Here is a 20,595-nt window from a genome sequence, read left to right on the forward strand (position 1 = left end):
TGTATAGGTTGAATGAGAATATTGTAAAGACATTATCGGTTTTTTATTGATGGTTTTGTATTTAGATGTGTTGAAAATGTTCATGTGTCTCAGCGTTTTAAAACCGAAAAAATAGTTTTAGGTATAAGCCGATTATATTCCGATATTCGGTTTGTAATCGGCTCTTTAACTTATCAATTAGTGATAAACATTAACGCCATGCTCATTATAATAAGCCAGTCTTTGCTCGATAAAATTAACAATCTCAGGTAAATTTTCAGCAATTTCAGGAATAATTTGAACTGCAGTAGCCGGAATAACGAATTGAGTTAAGTCAGGATTGGCTTCAAACATAACACGATAGGTAATCAAAGCGGCTAACAAGTAAGTATTCTCCATACCATGCGGCGCAGAATCGCCATACATATCAGTAAATACCACATCACTCATATACGTTTCATTTTCGAGCAAATCAGCAATAATAGGCCCGACAGGGATCATTCGAATAGACGTATTAGGTGTTGCAGCATTAACTTGGTCTTGATAATCAACGAACCACTCGTGGTAATCGCCTGCCGTATATTGATTATATTCACTAAAACCAGCCGCATTAATTACCGAAATAGGATCGTCTCCCAAACTCTGAATGGCCAAAGGGCTGTCAGGCCAATGCTCATAAATAAAGACATCAGCACTGGGTTGATTTTCAGTGATAAATTCAACGAGCTCTGCAGCAGGAGCTAACGAATCAATCACCGGACGGCTTGGCTCTTCATAGTTAGAAGGCATAAAAATGACATCATCAAAAGATTGTTGCTCAAAACTCGTTCCATCCATATCTGGATCCCAATAAATATCGCTATTACATTCATAAGCATAACCAACACCCGTGTTAGCTGATTGAGCAAGATGTCCAGGAATTTGACCAAAAATGCCGCCTCCAGAGGCTTTAGTTCCACTTGCTAAAGCGAGCATACCCAACCAGTTACCCGCACGCGTATACAAAGTAGGTGTAGCTAAATCACCGCCATCAAAGGTAAATAAACTATGACCAAAAACAAAATAATTTGAACTCGCTACCGGTGCATAATTTTCAGGCGTGGTCACATTAAAATCAGTTGATACATTTGACTCTATATACGAGCCTGTTTGTCCTGAAATATTGACCGTATAATCAGTCGATCCAACCAAATTATCTAATATGATATGAGTACTTGTTGTTTCAGTAATGAATTGACCATTAATACGAATAACATAACTCTCTGTTGGTGTTTCTGCAGGTGCCGTATCTTGCCATGTTAAGTTTATACGCTCAGGTTGAATACAATTCACAGCCAGACCATCAGGTGAAAATGGCCAGATATTGCCTGATGGCATCGGTATTTCAGGTTCAATTGGCGTTTCATCGATAGGTGTTTCATCGATAGGTGTTTCATCAATAGGCGCTATTGGTTCAGGTATGTCATTTGGGGGTAAATCAACGTTTTCATTCACTGTTATCGTCGCGACAGCCCAATCGACATGCGTAAAACAACCACAATCATGACCATCACTCAATGTATAAGTAAACTGAGCTTCCCCCATAAAATCATCGGCAGGTGAAAACCAAATAATTTGGTTTTCACGATCAAATACAAAAGAACCATTCGATACATCATCCGCTAGCAAAACCGTTAACAAGTCGCCATCAATATCGTGATCATTTTCTAATAGCGTTGAAAAAGGGATCGCCAATGACGTATTAACTTGGGTTGTTAAATTGTCACCACTGGCAACTGGCGCAGTATTGGCAGCGTCAACGCTACAAACATCATTATTGCCAAGATCTACATCTCCAACTGCAATTTCAACAGAGCTAAATCCCATTAACCCCCAATCGCCTCCATCCGTCCCATCTGAAACCGCGTAGGTAAAACGAGCAATACCATTAAAATCAGTTTGCGGAATAAATGTAATCACGCCTAATGCTGGATCATGACTAAATGTGCCATGCTCAACATCATCTAAAGTCGCGATCGAAAGCGTATCATTATCAGCATCAAAATCATTGGCAAAGATCTGGCTAACCGGGATCGTTACGCTGGTATTGACAGGCGTTGTGAAATAATCAGAGTTAGGTAAAGGGACATGTTGCTGATCCGCGCGTTGCGTATTCTCAATAACCAGCGTCACATTACCCCAATTCATTAAATTATAATCACCATCGTCTGTGCCATCTGACAAGGTATAGGTAAAACTCGCCTGCCCTGTGAAATTATCGAGAGGGGTAAATCGAATAACACTTTCGTTTGAGTCCGTTACACTATTGCCCTGTGTTGTATCATCCGCCATCAGAATAGTTAACGCATCACCATCTTCATCATAATCATTGGCCGTTAAAACCGAAAACGGTATGCTTATCGTAGAATTCATCGGAACATAAAGTGTGTCAGCTGCCGCATACGGTACAGCCGCAATAGCAGGTGAAAAGATCGATACAGCACCAATAGCTAATAACACCGCTTTAGCCGTAGCCGTTTTAGTCGGGGTCGTAATAGGGGGTTTAAATAACAACATAACTCAATTCCTTTAACAAATTATCTTAAAAACAACGTCAGCTTTTTATAAAGAGTAAAGAAGGTTGAGCATGAAAGAGATGGCACTTAGTGCCAATATCAAGGCAATTAGTGCCACTTAATAAAATTGTGAACGGGTTCTCAATAGTTAGGCGTGATGAGTTAAACAGACATTAAATATTGAGCAGGCGTGCAATTCATCCATCGCTTAAATGCGCGTGAAAACCCACGTTGATCGGCATACCCTAATAAAAATGCAACGTTATGTAATTGACAACTTTTAACTTGCAAGTACGATAACGCCATCTTTTTTCGTTCATCATCTAACAACAGTTGATAGGAAGTACCTTCATCTTGTAGTTTTCTATAAAAAGTACGTTTACTCATATGATATGAGCATGCGATATCTTCAGCTGAAAAGTGCCCTTTTGCTAATCTACCCGCAATTAAGCTTCGAACGCCATTAATAAAATCAACGCGATTATCTAACTCACTTAATATTTTGTCAGCTCTAGCTTGTAAAATGGCATACAAATAATCATTAAATTGCGCGTTTTCAACTAAATATAATTGTTTATCAAAGACAATCGAATTTTGATTTTGGTTAAAATAAATCGGGCAGTTAAACCGTTTTTGATATTGCTTGGCATGTGCTGGTGCTGCAAATTGGCAACTAATACGCTCAGGGCATACCGCCTCCCCTGCAAAAACTCTCACCCAATTTAAAAAGCCACTAAACACACGTTCAATTTCATAACTATGAAAATACTTAGCTTCAATTGAATAAATAATCGAGAAATGTTTTTCTGTTTCTTCTATTTGCAAACCAATATGATCAGCAAGGACTTTAGTATATTTGTATTTATTCGTAACAGCGGTTTTTAAATCTGGGCTTGCAGCAAAAAGTAACCCAACAATACCTCTTTTATAAGGATCTGAATGCGCGCCCATTTGTAAACCAATCCCAGAAAAGGGTAATAACTTATCTGCAGCTTGCCATAATTTCAAATGTTGCCCCACGGGATAACGACTCTCAGGTTGTTGTAAATCAGAAACTGTCACGCCAGATTCGCTGATTAGGTCATCTTGCGAGATACCACTTTGTAAAATGGTATTAAATAACTCGCGACTGGTTTCAACCGCCATACAAGGAGTTTTAAACATTGATATTACTCATTTTTATTATTCATTTTTATTATCATTATTTGCCCCTTGAATTCGCTTAATAGCCACTCATATTGAAATTTTCTCGATGAAAAACAGGTCAATATATACTCATGTGACATAAGTATACTCCCCAAGTAGCACCCAAAATCGGTTACAGAAACACTTGAGCTCATACGAATACACACTCAATATCAGTATGCAGGTTAATCAATACATGACAGTTGTACTATCATTCGGTTTAATCAACAATCAACAAATAAAAAAATTTATGATAAACGTTAAACAGATCAAATTTTTATATCCGAAATTAACCTATAGTCAAAACGATCGGGTTTTAGGGGCAGGTTCCTAGTTCCAGACGAAACCTAAGTACTTACTTCCATGTAAGCAAAGCCGTCAAAGCTACCGTGTCCTGCTCTCGCCCCTTACCTGCATCCATGCAGGCAAGCTTCGAGACGCCATGAGCATATGCTCTAATATGTGATTGGGGCGAGTAAGCGCTGACAATGAACCATAAAACCTGAGCGAGAAGACTATATTATGCCGTTCGTAGAAAACACATCGAACTCATAATTTAAACAGCTAACCTCTTTATGCACATATTCACATTTATCACTATTTTAATTCTGTTTCTGTTTGTCGGTTTTTTAGCATCAAAACAAAGCAATAATAATGCGAGTGACTACATACTCGCGAATAGAAATGTATCATCTCTGTTAACGGCGCTTTCTGCGGCTGCCAGTAAATACAGTGGTTATATGTTTATTGGCCTCATTGGTTATATTTATACTTATGGCCTATCGGCTATCTGGATCATAGTCGGTTTCATTCTTGGGGATTTGATAGCCTGGTTGTTTGTTGCTCACAAAATAAGCCATATAACAACTCAAACATCGGCAATTAGTTTTGCGAGTTTACTAAGTCGAGGTGATGGTGAAGAATATACTCAGTTAAAAAAATTAATTGCCGGTATTTCACTATTATTTTTAACCGTATATGCAGCAGCACAGCTGAGTGCCGCAGGTAAAACACTTTACGCCATATTTGATTGGTCTGTTGATATGGGCACAACTTTAGGCGCGGTGCTAGTCCTAGCCTATTGCTTCAAAGGCGGTTTACGTGCCTCGATTTGGACCGATGCACTCCAAGCTATCATCATGCTTATCGCCCTATTTTTAATCGCCTATCAGGTGTTAGACATCACCAATGGCTTACAAGGTTTCTTGCAAAATTTAAACACACACACACCTGCACACTTAGATTGGGGAATAGTCAGATTTGGTAGCATCGAAGCCGTCTGCTTGTTTGCCCTCGGTTGGATCTTTAATGGAATAGGCACACTTGGGCAGCCTCACATCATGGTGCGTTTGATGGCTCTATCCCCAACGGCTAACCTTAAGCATACCACTGTCTATTACTTTACTTGGAGTTTAAGTTTTGTATGCTTAATTTTGTTTACAGGTTTAAGTGCTCGACTATTTATTGATCCGGCAGCGATCACCGATACCGAACTGGCTCTACCGCTATTAGCACAAAAAATATTACCTGAAGTTACCATCGGCATTGTGATCGCCGGTATTTTTGCATCCATTTTATCTACCGCTGATTCGCAAATCCTCAGTTGCGCTACCGTACTCAGCGAAGACTTCTCACTTTCAAAAAGTCAAGCTGCACGTCGCATTGCAACGTTAACGATGGTGAGCATTGCGTTATTAATCGCTTTATTTGCATTAAGCAATGTATTTAATTTAGTCATATTTGCTTGGTCAGCGCTTGCTAGCGGTTTAGCACCTTTAGTTATTATTATGGCGCTGGACAAACGCCCATCAGAAAAAACCGCCATTTTCATGTTATTAATTGGGTTTAGCGCTGGTTTAGTTTGGCGATATGTGGGATTAAATTCGATTATTTATGAAGCATTTTCCGGCATTACTAGTGGGTTAATCGTTTATCTCGTCAATCATTACTATTCATTACTTCGATCATCTAATACCCATAAATTGAAGCTTAATAAATAAAAAAGCGCTTGTAATATATCAACTACAAACGCTTTGAAATGTGGGATAACCACCTAGGGCTTGCCCTACCAATATGTCAGTCTATTTATTTTAACGAGGCAAAATAAGCCGCAACATTAGCAACGTCTTCATCAGAAAGTGCAGCAGCCATGCCAGCCATAATACCGGCTTGTGTACCGGTGCGCTCACCCGCTTTATAAGCTTTTAAAGCAGAGACTAAATACGCTTCGTTTTGTCCTGCTAAATTAGGGTAAGTGGGGATTAAGGCTTTGCCATCCATACCGTGGCAACCTGCACACATAACCGATTTAGCTTTACCCGCATCGATATTAGCTGCAAAAGCAGAAACCGAAAATAAAGCACTCAATACCGTACTAACTAAAACTAATTTTTTCATTCTATACTCCGGATTAAAACGAAAGACAATAATAGACTTCTTCTGCTTTCATTATAACGTTAAATCGATAAGGGTAAATAAACTCGAATTAAATCATGAGAATAAATAACGCATTTATTAAAAAAGCCCACTTAACTAACATTAAGTGGGCTCATATATTAAAAATTTGATTTTTTAGTTACTAAGCTTATTTAGCTAAATCATCAAAGAAGCGCTTAACACCATCAAAGAAGCCTTGTTCTTTTGGTTTATGCTTGCTGGTTGTTGCTTCACCAAGCTGTTCTAAAAGTTCTTTTTGTGAATCCGTTAAGTTTACAGGCGTTTCAATAACAACACGACAAATCAAATCACCAACGGCACCGCCTCTGACTGATTTAACGCCTTTACCGCGCATTCTAAACATACGACCGGTTTGTGTTTCAGCCGGTATTTTAAGCTTAACTTTTCCATCTAATGTTGGTACTTCGATTTCACCACCTAAAGCCGCAACCGTAAAGCCGATCGGTACTTCGCAATGTAAATTACTTTCATCACGTTGGAAAATACGATGCTCACGTACATTAACTTGGACATATAAATCACCAGCGGGTGCACCAAACTGCCCTGCTTCACCTTCACTGGCTAAGCGAATTCTATCGCCCGTATCAACACCGGCTGGTACTTTAACTGAAAGCGTTTTACTTTTTTGTACACGGCCTTGACCAGAACAAGGTTTACAAGGGTCTTTAATAATTTTACCCGTACCATGACACGTAGGACAAGCTTGCTGAACAGCAAAAAAGCCCTGACGCATTTGCACTTGACCTTGACCATGACAAGTACCACAGGTTTGCGCTTGCGTGCCTTTTTTAGCACCACTACCCGAACAAGGATCACACGAAACCCAAGTTGGCACTTTAATTTCGACCGATTTACCTTTAACCGCTTCTTCTAAAGACAAGTCTAAATTATATCGAAGATCGGCACCGCGTTGCGCTCTAGATTGTCTTCCGCCACGACCACCGCCGCCGCCAAATAAATCACCAAAAGCGTCACCAAATATATCGCCAAAGTCTTGAGCACCGCCGCCACCGCCGCCAAATCCACCTTGCTGAGGGTCGATACCCGCATGGCCATATTGATCGTAACGCGCGCGCATATTATCGTCAGTTAAGACTTCATAAGCATCTTTAACTTCTTTAAACTTAACTTCTAAATCTTTGTCGCCTTGAGTACGATCCGGGTGATACTTCATTGCAAGACGTTTATACGCCTTTTTAATATCGCGTTCGCTGGCATCTTTCGCCACGCCTAAAACTTCATATAGATCCCGTTTCGACATTTTTCTACTCTATTCTATAACTTAAATTGATCGGCTAAATAAACCATTTAACGATAAACATATATGACTAAATGGTTTATCCACTACTTATTTTTTACTTTATATTTTGGTTTTTACGACGAATATCGAGAGGATTCAATAAAATATAAAGTAAAAAACAAATGGCTAATCGTAAAAAACGGGCGGCTATAAATAGCTCACCCGTTTTATTTAAATAACGTTTACGTTATTTATCTTCTTTAACTTCTTCAAACTCAGCATCAACAACATCGTCAGCCGGATTAGCTTGAGTAGGCTCAGCACCTTCTGGCGCTGCGCCGCCTTCAGCTTGCGCTTTAGCTTGAGCAATTTCCATTAATTTAGCAGAAGCCGTGATAAGCGCTTGAGATTTTTCTTCAATCACGTCTTTATCGTCGCCTTTAATCGCTGTTTTTAATTCAGCTATCGCCGCATCAATCGCTTCTTTATCATTAGCCGCTAATTCTTCGCCCGCTTCTTCAACTTGCTTGTTAGTAGCATGAACAAGGCCGTCAGCTTGGTTACGCGCTTGAATTAATTGTTCAAATTTCTCATCTTCATCCGCATTTGCTTCAGCGTCACGTACCATTTGTTCAACTTCTTCATCACTTAAACCAGAAGAGGCTTTAATGGTGATTTTTTGCTCTGTACCCGTGTCTTTATCTTTAGCTGATACATGTAAAATACCATCAGCATCAATATCAAACGTAACTTCAATTTGTGGCGTACCACGCATTGCAGGGCGAATACCTTCAAGGTTAAATTGACCAAGTGATTTATTTAAGCTTGCTTGCTTACGCTCACCTTGAACAACATGAACCGTAACCGCTGATTGATTATCTTCAGCCGTTGAGAATGTTTGTGATTTCTTAGTTGGGATACTGGTGTTTTTCTCGATAACCGCAGTCATCACACCACCCATTGTTTCAATACCTAATGACAATGGCGTCACATCAAGTAATAAAACGTCAGTTACGTCACCAGAAAGAACACCACCTTGAATAGCAGCACCGGCAGCAACCGCTTCATCTGGGTTTACATCTTTACGAGGTTCTTTACCAAAGAACTCAGTAACCGCTTTTTGAACCATTGGCATACGTGTTTGACCACCAACCAAGATAACATCGTTAATATCGCTTACTGATAAATCAGCATCGGCTAACGCTTGTTTTAATGGCGCTAATGATTTTTTAACTAAATCTTCAACTAATGATTCTAACTTGCTACGTGTTACTTTAAGGTTTAAATGTTTAGGACCTGAAGCATCAGCCGTAATATACGGTAAGTTAATATCAGTTTGTTGTGCTGAAGATAATTCACATTTAGCTTTTTCTGCTGCTTCTTTTAAGCGTTGCATGGCTAAAGGATCTTTACGTAAATCAAAACCTTGGTCGTTTTTGAACTCTTCTACTAAATAATTAATTAAGCGGTTATCGAAATCTTCACCACCTAAGTGAGTGTCACCGTTAGTCGCTAATACTTCAAATGAATGCTCGCCATCAACTTCATCAATTTCAATAATTGAGATATCGAATGTACCACCACCTAAATCGTATACCGCAACAACGCTTTCGCCGCCTTTTTTATCCATGCCGTAAGCAAGAGCAGCCGCAGTCGGTTCGTTGATAATACGTTTAACATCTAAACCAGCAATACGACCCGCATCTTTAGTTGCTTGACGTTGTGAATCATTAAAGTAAGCAGGAACCGTAATAACCGCACCTGTTACTTCTTCACCTAAATAATCTTCAGCGGTTTTTTTCATCTTTTTCAAGATTTCAGCAGAAATTTGTGGTGGAGCGATTTTTTCGTTCTTAACCGAAACCCATGCATCACCGTTATCCGCTTTTGTAATTTCAAAAGGCATGATCCCGATATCGCGCTGAACTTCTTTATCGTCAAAACGACGACCGATTAAACGTTTGATTGCAAATAACGTATTTTGTGGATTTGTAATTGCTTGACGCTTAGCCGGTTGACCGACTAATGTTTCGCCTTCTGCTGTATAAGCAATGATCGACGGGGTTGTGCGATCGCCTTCAGCATTTTCTAAAATTTTTGGTTTGTCGCCATCTAAAACAGCAACACATGAATTTGTTGTACCTAAATCGATACCAATGATTTTACCCATTTGGAAAAACCTCAACTTTAATATTTAAATTGGAAATAATTACTTGCTTTATAAGTAGGGTCTTTATTAAAACTTTCAACCGTTACTGATAAAAAATTGTTTATAGCGCATACATTTCGTTTTTAAATGAACGCAATCATGTGCTCTTGAAAGCTATATGGGGGAGTTAAAGACTTTTTCAATTATAAATTTATAAAAGATCGTAATTAATTACATTTATCAGTATTACCGCGGCAGGAGTCAGGTTGGAAAATAGACTCAAGTCACTTCAACAAGCTTGTTCAGAGCTCTTGAGTATATAAAAAAGGCCACTAAACATGATATTTAGCAGCCTTATTAAACAACATTAGGCAAGATGCCCTCATAAACGTTAGCTTATTTAAAAGCTATAACGAGCGCCAACAACATAGCGAGGTCCATATTGGCGAGCAAATAAGAATTGCTCTTCATATCGACCATAACCTTGCTCGGTTTCATTCGTTAAGTTAACGCCATCTAAAGAAACCGTGAGGTTGTCAGTTACATCATAATTAACGCTCATGTCTAGCTGACCAAATTCACGATGATATTGTGGCGGGTTTTCAGCGGAACCTTGCGATTGGCCTACGCCAATTAAATAACTGTCACGCCAAGAATAAGTGACTTTAACCGATAAGCCATCCTTCTCGTAAAAACCTTGCAAGTTCATTGAATCGCTCAAGCCGACCAAAGGCGTTTGAATGGCTTCAACATCATCATTGTCATATTCATTGTCACTTTGAATAATGGTTGCGTTAAAAGCAGCTCCGTATCCAGAGTTTCCAAACATATGCTGGATAGCAAACTCAATCCCTCGGCTACCTAAATCAGTATCGTAATTTAACGGTTTGGTTACGAGCCAAATTAAACCTGGATCATCCGAACTTTGACTAATTGTCGTGCCATCAGCGTCGGCACCACCGTTATCCAAAATCTGCTGATATATTTCGCCAATTTCGGGGGAGTAACTAGGATTACCTTGTGCAGCTCGAATATCGGCAATCGCTTGCTCTGCTCTTGGCCCCGCAAGAGGGTCGTTTAAGCCATCAACCACAACATCTGTTTTTAAGTCGGCGATCCACCCGGCAACGGACTTATCAAAAATACCTAATGTAATCGAGCTCGCTTCGTCATAGTAATATTCAAAAGAAAAATCGATCGTGGTTGCTTCAAATGGTTGTAAGTTAGGGTTTCCCGATGAACCATTACGCGAGCCAGGCTTTGGTCTTGCGCTTAACGATTGTGAACCTCTTAAAGCACCAAGTGGTGCACGTGTTATTGATTTACCCGCAGAGAAACGAGCTATAAACTCGTCACTTAACTCAACTTTAAAATCGAGCGTCGGCAAAGTAACCTGATGCTCCCCCGGCACAGCATAAGTGTCATTTGAGTCTATATAAGTTAAATTCCACTCGGTTGGGTTCACCCATTGCACACTGCTAGGAATATCTTGATTAATAAAGCTCGATACTTCAGTTTTTTCATGACGCACCCCCACATTTAAATCAGCAGGAAAGTCACCAATATCAAACTGCATTGCCGCTTGTAAATAAATACTATTGGTTACCTCTTCTAACTGATCTGAACTTTTATTGCCATTATTGGGGTTGGCATCAAAATCATCACCAAAATAAGCAGCAGAGCGCGTTAACGCCTCATCAAAATTGTAATCATAATAATAATTTGTGGTTAAGTTACTGCCACCGCCAGCCAGCTCATCTAAAAAGTCACCGGTTTCTACACGAGTAAACATACTGTCAGGAAATATAGCTTGGTTATCGCAATAACATACAGGGCCTTGCTGACCAGAACTCGCATTATTAGCCGACAAGTTTTGTTTAGTCTGTGCTAGGCCAAATTTGATATTAGCTAAAATACCATCATCTTGATTAACCCATTCGGAATGCAATTGCAGCTGCTGAACTTCAGATATACCCGCATTACGATTAAATTCAGCAAACAGAAGGTCAAAATCATTAGGAGCAGCCTCTGATGCGCCATCAGGCCAGAAAAGTTCAAACTGTGGCACTTCTCCGGTAGAGTAATCATAATTTTTAGACACCAGATTATTAGGTGCAATAATGATAAACGGTGAGCTTTGGCTGCCACTGTCTGCACCATTATCAATTTCATTTGAAGAATCATGATAATCGAGTTCAACATGCAATGCGTCTGTCACTTGCCAATCTAAATTAATACCAACAGATTCGGCTTCTACTTTAGTTGTCCCTTTGCGTGCAGTATGGGCGTAATCATTATTGGATTCATTAAATTTAATTGCCGTACCGCGTTCATCCAATTCGTATGATTTGATATTGCCGCCAAAGTTAAACCACACGCCAAATGATAAACTTTCATCCGCTAATTCAGCTTGCGTTGTGGTGTAATCTAATGTGGCCGTGAAGTCTTCAGTTGGTGCATACTGTAAGGTAAGTTGTCCATTGTTTCTAACTTTTTCAATGTTGCTTTTACCATATCCTAGATTTCGCGGTAAAAATGAGTGTCCAGCTTTTATCGTATTACCGTCGTCGTCAAGTGTGTCGGGACGCATATCAATAGCATCAAGACCGGTTGCATCACCTAACCCCTGATCCATTTGCCAACCATCAATTGACGCACCTTGCCTTTGAAAATGACGAGTTTGATGCGAAAGCGATAAAGCGACACCAAACTTACCATCAGCAAATGTATTACTATACAATGCCGCTAACTCAGGTGTAATGTTGTCACCTGTATCGACTGACGAATCAATGATCCCTTTGGCAGAAACAGAATATTTTAAGCCATCATTTTCAAGCGGTTTAAGGGTTTTAATATTAACAACCGCACCTAAACCACCACTGGGGTTTTCAGCACGTGCTGTTTTATATAGCTCTAAAGAGCTGACGCCATCAGAAGCTAAGTTTTCTAATTTATACGAACGACTAAACCCGGTACCCGGCATCTGGCGGTTATTAAGTGTAACCAAGTTAAAATCGGGACCAAAACCACGAACAGTTATTTCGCTACCTTCACCGTTTGAGCGACTAATCGAAACACCCGTAATTCGACCTAACGATTCAGCTAGGTTAGTATCCGGGAATTTCCCCATCTCTTCTGCTGAAATCGCATCAACGACCCCAGTACTGCCTCGTTTAATATCACGTGCTTTCATTAAGCTACCGCGAATACCCGATACTTCAATAACTTCAACTTCATCTTCTATATCAGCTTCTGCCATCGTGATCGGTGTTATAAAGGCAGAACCCAGTAATATTGATAATGAAGTCGCTAATTTTTTCTTTTTAAAGTGAGTTAGTTTCATCACAGACCTCTAAAAATGTCTAAGTATAAAAGGGCTTATGAGTGCATAAACAGATAAACATAAGCCAATAATTCAAATTTTACGTGCGTTGAAGTTCGATTAATTTACTCAATAACCACGTTATCAAGTCGGTAGACCGCACCTTCACCACTACCCCATGCAGGAAAAACCATCACGACATCGATATCCGTTAAATCTAAACCGGCATCCATCAACGAAAGTAATGAAAAGCGATAGGTTTGCCATTGACCCGCTACCGGTGCAGCCCCTTCGATACTATCGATTAAATCAAGTTCAACAGCGCCGGTTGCCGCGCCACTCTCAATTTTAAATTTCCAATCAACCGTACCCGCATTTGGCTCTGTGACTATTTTCATATCAAACTTAACCATGCCCGTACTCGCAATTGATGACGCATCAAAACTAATGCCCGAACCATCAGCTGGTTTAAAACCCATCACGGTAGGCGACGCGCCAATCGCAAATTCAACGACTTGCATATGGGCATCGTCATCGGTCGCTTGAGCCGGAGCAGAACCCGCACAACAATCCCATGCCGCCCAATCGCTATTTGGTGTTTCTTTAAACAGTTCTAAACGAGCGGCGGTTACCCCACCTGAATTCGTCGCATTAGGGTTATAAATTTTAGCGTTATCAACTCGATAAACAGCCCCTTCACCCGAGCCCCAAGCTGGGAATATCATCACCACGTCAATGGCACTTAAATCAAGACCGGCATCGGATAAATCTTGCAACTTAAACGTATAAGTCTGCCATTGATCGAGTACCGGATCGGCACCTTCTACACTGGCATTTAAATCCAACTCAACGGCGGCAGTGGCAGCACCACTTTCAATTTTGAATTTCCAATCAACGGCACCGGCTGCCGGTAACGTGGTGACCTTCATCTCAAATTGCACAACGCCTTCGGTTAATAAAGCTGATGCATCAAAGTTCACACCAGAGCCATCTGCAGGTTTAAACCCCATCACCGTAGGTGAAGCACCAATCGCAAATTCAACCACGGTATTGTGATCACCATCATCGGTTTCTTCAATCGGTGTACTTCCGCCACAACAATCCCAAGGAGCCCATGCCAGGTTAGCGGCATCGTCAAATAACACTAATTCAGGTGAAGGTGCAGCGCCCTCTCCTGTGCCAATCATGACATTATCCACGCGGTAAACAGCTCCTTCACCTGCTCCCCATGCCGGAAAAATCATTAATACGTCAATACCTGAAAGGTCTAGACCTGCATCGGATAACGCTTGTAAATCAAAAGAATAATGTTGCCAAGCGCCGACTGTTGGCGCGACACCTTCATTGCTGTCCATCAGTGATAATTCAACAGCAGTTGAAGCAGCCCCTTGCTCAATTTTAAACTTCCAGTCGGCACTCGCATCAGCAGGTGCGCTAACCAGCTTTAGATCAAACTCAACTTTGCCCGTTGTTAACATGCTCGACGCATCAAACGGCACGGGGGCATCAGTTTCATAAATATTGAACCCCATCACCGTCGGGCTTGCACCAATAACAAACTCAGCAACTGCGCCGTGGTCGGCATCATCGGTTTCAACCGTTGGTGTGCTGCCACCACAACAATCCCAAATTGGCCAATTTGGGTTAACCGCGTTATCAAAAATGATGAGATCAGATACAGGTCCAGGTGGAACAGGAGCCGAAGGGATGGGAGCAAGACCTTCAACTAAGCCATCTTCTTCATCTTTATAACCGGCACGAACGGTTTCACAACCCGCCCCCGTATTGCGGTCAAGTGCACATTCATACACGCGAACATAATCGATTAAAAAAGATTGCCCAGCAGTGAAAGCACTGGCATCAATACCGCCGTCATTAACATTAGAGGGCCAAGAACCACCCACAGCAAGGTTAAGTAAAATATGAAAGTTTTGGTCAAATGGAGAGCTGTCCCAATGTGTTTCTAATTCACCTGTACCTTGATCATAATACTCAGTAAACCAACCACGGTGCTTTAAACCTGTAGCTTGGCCTTTACTGTTATAACGCACGTCAGATTGCATTTGCGTTGCATATAAATAACCATCTACATACCAACGAATTTCACCTTCTTGCCATTCAACGGCATAGGTATGAAAATCATCGGCTGGGTTTTGATCTTGAGGAAAAGCATAACTTTGACCAGAATGGGCGTTGTCTGGCCATGATTTACCGTAATGTAAAGTGCCGTAAATTTTAGATTCTAAGGTGCCATCGGCATTAGGTACTTTTAAATTAACCGATTCTAAAATATCGATTTCGCCTGAGTGCGGCCAACCGCCATAAACATTATCAGTCGGTAACATCCAAAATGCAGGCCAGCTGCCCTGACCCGATGGTAACTTAGCGCGCATTTCAAAGCGGCCATAGGTCCAATCACCTTTTTCTTTTGTGCGTAAGCGCGCTGATGTATAAGGTAACGCAGCATCATCGCCAGCCGGTAATGCAACAATATTCAAAATGCCATCTGCGACAAATGAATTATCACTGCTGTCGGTATAACACTGTTGCTCTTGATTACCGCCACCCGAACAATTGACTTCATAACTCCACTTGTTCATATCAATGGCCGTGCCATCAAACTCATCACTCCATACTAATTGCCAGTCACTTGTTGGTTTTTGTGTATCGACCGCGGCAAAATTAGTTTCGGTAGTAACGCTTTCACCACAGCCTGTAAGCCCAATCAAACTGGCTGTTACCGCTATACTTAATGCACTAGTGTGGTTGTGTGCCCACTGTTTAACACCTTTAAGCATCATACTTGTCTCCGATTGTGTGTACTTAATTTCGGTTTTAAATTTAAGTTAGCCAGTTGATCATGCTCGCTAAACCTTGTTTTTACCAAAATTGTTAATTGATACTAAAATATGTAACACAGAAGTTAAAAAAAGCATGATGCGATACGCTAAAGCGGAATGTTCAAAAGCTAAGGCGGACAAAAGAGCCTATTAATAACCGACAGAAAAGTTAAACTTAACTTAGTTTTTATAAACACCTAAATCATGCAATAAACAAGAGAATAGCCATGGATAACAGAACCGCAAATGTATCTGAAATAATCAATAACACCTTAGGAAAACCATCGATATTACTTTATCGATATTGCCAAGTCGGCTTTTGGGGGTTTATTTGCATCGTCAGTTATCTTTCGTTAACGCTGTGGTATGGGCAATACGGTCTAGCTTATTTTTTACATATTATTGTGCAATCATTCATGGGCTTAGGGATCTCTCTATTATTACAAAAAGCGTTCACATATAGTTGGTATTACCCTAATTCATATCGTTTAGCGCTTGGATTTTTACTCATTCTTATTGCGTCGTTAGTTTGGACCGTTGCCCGAATGGAAGCGTTTTCTTACATGACAGCCGAGCAAGATATTTGGTGGAATTTTGGTGGATGGTATTTTGCCGGTTTTTTTATCTTTCTATTTTGGAGTGCCATGTTTCATGGGGTTATTTATTATCAATTATTACAAGCTGAGCATAAAATACTGTTAAATACCCAGGCGGCTTCGCGAGAAGAACAGATTAAACGCATCAAAGCGCAAGCGATTGCGCGCGATGCACAACTTAAAATGTTGCGTTACCAGCTCAACCCACATTTTTTATCTAATACATTAAATGCCGTTAATTCACTTATTGAAGCACAGCAAAACGACATGGCACAAAATATGGTGGTTAATTTAAGTAAATTTATGCGTTATTCGCTCGATAATGACCCCGATGGTAAAGTCACATTAAGCCAAGAAATAGAAGCCCTCATACTATATTTAGATATTGAAAAGGTTAGATTTGGCGACAGGCTCAATTTTTTATTAAATGTTGAAGACCTTGCAAATACCGCGCTGATCCCAAGTTTACTTTTACAACCCATTATTGAAAATTCAATGAAGCATGTCATCGCTAAAAGTGAAGAAGGCGGCACAATCACCATTGGCGCTTATATCGATAATGGTACATTGTTTATCAAACTAAGTGATTCCGGTCAAAACTTTAAAAAACAACAAATTCATATTCAAGGCAACGAAAACCGCAGCGTTGGCCTACGTAACATACAAGAGCGTTTAGAAACCTTATATCCAAACGAACATACCTTCGAATGTGAAGTACACGCGCAAGGTGGTTTACTCACCACAATCGCTATTCCATTTGAAATGAATACATAATCAAAGGTAATGCACGACATGACAAATCAAACCACAAAAATAAAAACCTTGATCATTGATGACGAGCCACTTGCCCTTAGCTTATTACGGGCAAAGTTAAGTAAATTTGAAAAAATAGACATAATTGGCGAATGTAAAAATGGTCGCGAAGCCATTCAAAGTATCTTAGATCATACACCTGATTTAATTTTTTTAGACATTCAAATGCCCGGCTTAAATGGGTTAGATGTGATCCAAAAGATCCAAACAGAACTCATGCCTTTAGTTATATTTGCCACTGCTTTTGAGCAATACGCTTTAGATGCATTTGATGTAAATGCGGTCGATTACATTTTAAAACCACTTGACGATAGCCACATTAAGCGCGCGGTTGAACGAGCCATCGTGAGATTACAATCACAAGAATCGAATCAAGAAACAAACCAAGAAAAATCAAAAGTCATTCAAGCAATCCATGCGATCAACAACCGCCAAACGACCCATTTACCCTCTCACGAGAATAAATTTGTTGCCGCGCAAGATCGCAAAATAGTCATTAAAGATGGTGATGAAATCACCTTGGTTAAACAAGATAATATAGAATGGATAGACGCCGCAGGCGACTATTGCTGCTTGCACGCAGAAGGCGTTACCCATATAAAACGCACAACAATCAGAGAAATGCTAGAAGAACTCGATGCCGATATATTTAAACGTGTACATCGCTCAACAATCGTCAATTTGAAATTCATCACCAAAGTGAACCCATTACCCAAAGGTGAATATTTTTTACAGCTAGGTGAAAACGAACGAGTCAAAGTGAGCCGCACATACAAAGATGCAATTAAAGATTATTTAGCTTAAACAACGTGCTTGAACCCGTTATCGCGCAGGCTCTCATAAAACATGTCTGTTTGCATATACACCCAAGTCACGCCTTTTATTTAATGAACACTTTACATTGTACTAGACATAACACTAGACATAGCAACCGAAAAACCACCACTGCGCTGGCCATTCTCTAGTCGAAATAATAACGGGTTCACTCCTTTTTTTAAGCGTACTTTACGAAAGCCTTCACTCAACTGCCAGCCCTTATGCTGAGGCAAACTATTCCAGACGAGCATATCATTTAGCCACAATTTAGACTGATCATCACTGCCAATCGCCAGCCAAACATCTTGTGCCCTGTCTGATTTTAATTGTGTGTAAGCATAATAAATTTCATATTCCGCTAAATTTTCAGGCACAATCGGAAAATTTGAAAATTGGCGATATCGCCAACCAATAACCTGTTGATCTTTACCGACATATTGGCCGTCTAAATTGATCGTTTGCTCAGGTGGATATGACGTATGAATATGTTTACGCTGGGCGTTTTCAAATGGCCCGATCACATACCACGTGTCCAACATGATCCATTTAGCCGATTGGCTCGCATTGCTTGTCAATTTATGGCTAGCCATGCGTGTATTGCTTTGATTTATACTGGGCACGTTTTGCGGCTTAACACTTTTAGGCGTGACGATATCGTCAAACCGATATTGAGATCCCTTGCCATAGGCCTCGCTCATCGCTTGTGTAAAGTCTTTTAATTGGCCTTTCGCATGTTGCTCACTAAATTCAACGTTTTTTTGTTGCTGTAGCAACTGCTCAACTTCTTTATTGTTGAGTGTATGACCGTGTAATGTACTGTCATCGGCCTGTTCAGCCCGTTTTGTTGCATTTCCGGCTTCAAGCTCGTCACTATCTACCGTCAATTGCGGTTGCTCACCCTCTGTGTCAGCTCGAACACCACTCCCCTGTTGCCGGCGTTGTAATTCATCTAAAATAGTTAAAGCCACTTTTTGATTTTCTTGCATTTTTTCCAACATTTCACTGTCAGACATAGCATTCGCTACTGTTTCAGTTTCAGTTAAAACATTGTCTTTTAAGTCACTAATCAGCTCTGGCACTTGTTCAGCTTGACGTTGAGACATGTGTGTTAACAGTTCATTTGATAAGTTAAACAAATCAGCAGTCGACATTTCATCATGGGCTTGCAACCTGTTTTCATTTGTTAATTTATCTTGCTCAATGTTTTCCATTTCAGTTAAAACTTGATGGATCTTTTGCATATTTTCGACACTCGTGCGCATTGATTCTCGATAAACGTCACGTGTACTTTCAATCGCGGCAATACGCGCTTTTTCATCAATTATTTTAGGTATAAAGTAATGGCCATTTTGTATAATAAAAAACAACACAAAAAAATGAATAACAACAGAGTTAGACACATACTCGCCAAATGTCTTTTTAGGTTTTAATTTTTCTGTTGACTTGACTGTTTTTTTACCCGTCATTGGCTCTTACCCCAATGTTGTGCAAACCTTCAAACTCGCATAAATCGAGTAAATGCACCATATATTGCAACGGTGTATTTCTATCACCATCAATTCTAATTCTGCGTTCAGGATCGGTTTGACTTTGTTTTCGTAAAATAGCGTGTACGTCTTTTACCGCCACTTGTTTATTATCGATGTAATATTTTCCATGCCGATCAACGCCTAACACTAAAGGGGCTAGGCGAATTTCTGTAGGTGAAAAGGCGGCGGCTGAACTCGGTAATTGGATATTTAACTGCTTGACCGTTTCAGATTCATGATCTTCTTTATCAAACGTTGTCGCCACTAAAAAAAAGATTAAAAGTAAAAAAATGCAATCGAGTAAGGGTGCTAAATTAGGCTCAAAATTTTCTTGGTCATCCAAATTAATGCGCATCGCTACCCACCTTTGGCTGTACATTATGGCTAAACCATTCGCTGATAAACGTGTTAGTTTGTTCTTCAATAGCAAAGCTATAAAACGTTATTTTACTTTTAAAATAATGATGAAAACCTAAAGCGGGTAACGCCACAAATAAACCAACCGCGGTGGTAAATAAAGCCTTGTAAATACCATCGGCTAAAATACTGGCATCTCCCATCGCGCCGGTTGCGGCAACAATATAAAATGACTCAATCATACCAATTACCGTGCCCAGTAACCCAGCTAACGGCGCAATAGTCGCAACCACCGCTAATGGATAAGCTTTTTGAATATGCTTACGTAATTGAATAGACGCAATATCACCCGCGCCCGTCGACACTAATTGAAACTCATGATGCCGATGCTGATTGATGTAACCGAGCACGTTAGCTAATGCGCTATTATCTTTTTTACATAACCCGCTGATTTGCTCATGCTCACCCGCTTGCCATAACAGGTTAACGTGCTCAGTTAATGTTTTAGGCACCACCAACGCTTGGCGCAAATTTTTAAACCGTTCAAACACAACGGCCAGCGTTAAAATAGACAAACCAACGATCACCGCGCCCATTACGCCAAATAACTTGAACAATTCACTCGTCGAAAAATCAACCGCAAAAGATTGAGATGAAAAACTAACTAAAAGGGTAAAAATGAATAACGAATAGCGTTGCATACAATGTCCTTATTAAATAATAAGTGGACATAATAGCAAACAATTAACAAAATAAT

At 40.2% G+C, this 20,595-nt stretch carries 13 protein-coding genes; 3 read left to right on the forward strand and 10 right to left on the reverse strand.

The features are described 5' to 3' along the window. Positions 1–177: 177 nt before the first annotated feature. Positions 178–2,535 carry a cadherin-like domain-containing protein gene (locus tag DPX34_RS16270; RefSeq protein WP_111979507.1) on the reverse strand — a complete coding sequence of 786 codons (2,358 nt, stop codon included), beginning with the start codon at positions 2,533–2,535 and terminating at the stop codon, positions 178–180. 161 nt (positions 2,536–2,696) lie between these two features. Then, entirely contained in the window at positions 2,697–3,698 is a 1,002-nt protein-coding gene (locus DPX34_RS16275; RefSeq protein ID WP_111979508.1) for an AraC family transcriptional regulator, read from the reverse strand. Positions 3,699–4,294: 596 nt separating this feature from the next. On the opposite strand from DPX34_RS16275, the gene DPX34_RS16280 reads away from it, so the two are divergent. Next, complete coding sequence (locus DPX34_RS16280) at positions 4,295–5,719, forward strand: sodium/proline symporter (protein ID WP_111979509.1); 1,425 nt, start codon at positions 4,295–4,297, stop codon at positions 5,717–5,719. A gap of 85 nt (positions 5,720–5,804) precedes the next feature. On the opposite strand, the gene DPX34_RS16285 is transcribed toward DPX34_RS16280, so the two are convergent. The 5 genes from DPX34_RS16285 to DPX34_RS16305 all read right to left on the reverse strand — a co-directional run bounded on the left by DPX34_RS16285 (position 5,805) and on the right by DPX34_RS16305 (position 15,688). Beyond that, a complete protein-coding gene (locus DPX34_RS16285) occupies positions 5,805–6,116 on the reverse strand; it encodes a c-type cytochrome (RefSeq protein ID WP_111979510.1) in 312 nt (103 codons plus the stop codon). 187 nt (positions 6,117–6,303) lie between these two features. Next, a complete protein-coding gene (gene dnaJ / locus DPX34_RS16290; protein ID WP_111979511.1) occupies positions 6,304–7,437 on the reverse strand; it encodes a molecular chaperone DnaJ in 1,134 nt (377 codons plus the stop codon). Between the two features lie 226 nt (positions 7,438–7,663). Beyond that, on the reverse strand, positions 7,664–9,586 hold the full coding sequence (gene dnaK / locus DPX34_RS16295) for a molecular chaperone DnaK (RefSeq protein WP_111979512.1): 1,923 nt from the start codon (positions 9,584–9,586) through the stop codon (positions 7,664–7,666). 379 nt (positions 9,587–9,965) lie between these two features. Continuing rightward, entirely contained in the window at positions 9,966–12,908 is a 2,943-nt protein-coding gene (locus DPX34_RS16300; RefSeq protein ID WP_111979513.1) for a TonB-dependent receptor, read from the reverse strand. Positions 12,909–13,012: 104 nt separating this feature from the next. After that, positions 13,013–15,688 (reverse strand): glycoside hydrolase family 16 protein, encoded by a 2,676-nt coding sequence (locus tag DPX34_RS16305; RefSeq protein WP_232824774.1) that lies wholly within the window; start codon positions 15,686–15,688, stop codon positions 13,013–13,015. 266 nt (positions 15,689–15,954) lie between these two features. Here DPX34_RS16305 and DPX34_RS16310 point away from each other — a divergent pair, with 266 nt between their 5' ends. Further along, on the forward strand, positions 15,955–17,097 hold the full coding sequence (locus DPX34_RS16310; RefSeq protein ID WP_111979514.1) for a sensor histidine kinase: 1,143 nt from the start codon (positions 15,955–15,957) through the stop codon (positions 17,095–17,097). Between the two features lie 18 nt (positions 17,098–17,115). Further along, complete coding sequence (locus tag DPX34_RS16315) at positions 17,116–17,940, forward strand: LytR/AlgR family response regulator transcription factor (protein ID WP_111979515.1); 825 nt, start codon at positions 17,116–17,118, stop codon at positions 17,938–17,940. Between the two features lie 92 nt (positions 17,941–18,032). On the opposite strand, the gene DPX34_RS16320 is transcribed toward DPX34_RS16315, so the two are convergent. From DPX34_RS16320 to DPX34_RS16330, 3 genes are read right to left on the reverse strand one after another with little or no spacing between them, the layout of a single operon-like run. Beyond that, entirely contained in the window at positions 18,033–19,418 is a 1,386-nt protein-coding gene (locus DPX34_RS16320; RefSeq protein ID WP_111979516.1) for a hypothetical protein, read from the reverse strand. Continuing rightward, positions 19,408–19,836 carry an ExbD/TolR family protein gene (locus DPX34_RS16325; protein ID WP_157964763.1) on the reverse strand — a complete coding sequence of 143 codons (429 nt, stop codon included), beginning with the start codon at positions 19,834–19,836 and terminating at the stop codon, positions 19,408–19,410. The genes DPX34_RS16320 and DPX34_RS16325 overlap by 11 nt, the downstream gene beginning before the upstream one ends. Further along, positions 19,826–20,539, reverse strand: a complete 714-nt coding sequence (locus tag DPX34_RS16330; RefSeq protein ID WP_111979518.1) for a MotA/TolQ/ExbB proton channel family protein — start codon at positions 20,537–20,539, stop codon at positions 19,826–19,828. The genes DPX34_RS16325 and DPX34_RS16330 overlap by 11 nt, the downstream gene beginning before the upstream one ends. Positions 20,540–20,595: the final 56 nt, after the last annotated feature.

The organism is Algibacillus agarilyticus, from assembly GCF_003286125.1.
GTDB classification, from domain to species: Bacteria; Pseudomonadota; Gammaproteobacteria; order Enterobacterales; family Alteromonadaceae; genus Algibacillus; species Algibacillus agarilyticus.

Coding starts and splice junctions, on each gene's coding strand:
- DPX34_RS16270 (WP_111979507.1), bottom strand. CDS start 2,535: ATGTTGTTATTTAAACCCCCTATTACGACCCCGACTAAAACGGCTACG.
- DPX34_RS16275 (WP_111979508.1), bottom strand. CDS start 3,698: ATGTTTAAAACTCCTTGTATGGCGGTTGAAACCAGTCGCGAGTTATTT.
- DPX34_RS16280 (WP_111979509.1), top strand. CDS start 4,295: ATGCACATATTCACATTTATCACTATTTTAATTCTGTTTCTGTTTGTC.
- DPX34_RS16285 (WP_111979510.1), bottom strand. CDS start 6,116: ATGAAAAAATTAGTTTTAGTTAGTACGGTATTGAGTGCTTTATTTTCG.
- dnaJ (WP_111979511.1), bottom strand. CDS start 7,437: ATGTCGAAACGGGATCTATATGAAGTTTTAGGCGTGGCGAAAGATGCC.
- dnaK (WP_111979512.1), bottom strand. CDS start 9,586: ATGGGTAAAATCATTGGTATCGATTTAGGTACAACAAATTCATGTGTT.
- DPX34_RS16300 (WP_111979513.1), bottom strand. CDS start 12,908: ATGAAACTAACTCACTTTAAAAAGAAAAAATTAGCGACTTCATTATCA.
- DPX34_RS16305 (WP_232824774.1), bottom strand. CDS start 15,688: ATGATGCTTAAAGGTGTTAAACAGTGGGCACACAACCACACTAGTGCA.
- DPX34_RS16310 (WP_111979514.1), top strand. CDS start 15,955: ATGGATAACAGAACCGCAAATGTATCTGAAATAATCAATAACACCTTA.
- DPX34_RS16315 (WP_111979515.1), top strand. CDS start 17,116: ATGACAAATCAAACCACAAAAATAAAAACCTTGATCATTGATGACGAG.
- DPX34_RS16320 (WP_111979516.1), bottom strand. CDS start 19,418: ATGACGGGTAAAAAAACAGTCAAGTCAACAGAAAAATTAAAACCTAAA.
- DPX34_RS16325 (WP_157964763.1), bottom strand. CDS start 19,836: ATGCGCATTAATTTGGATGACCAAGAAAATTTTGAGCCTAATTTAGCA.
- DPX34_RS16330 (WP_111979518.1), bottom strand. CDS start 20,539: ATGCAACGCTATTCGTTATTCATTTTTACCCTTTTAGTTAGTTTTTCA.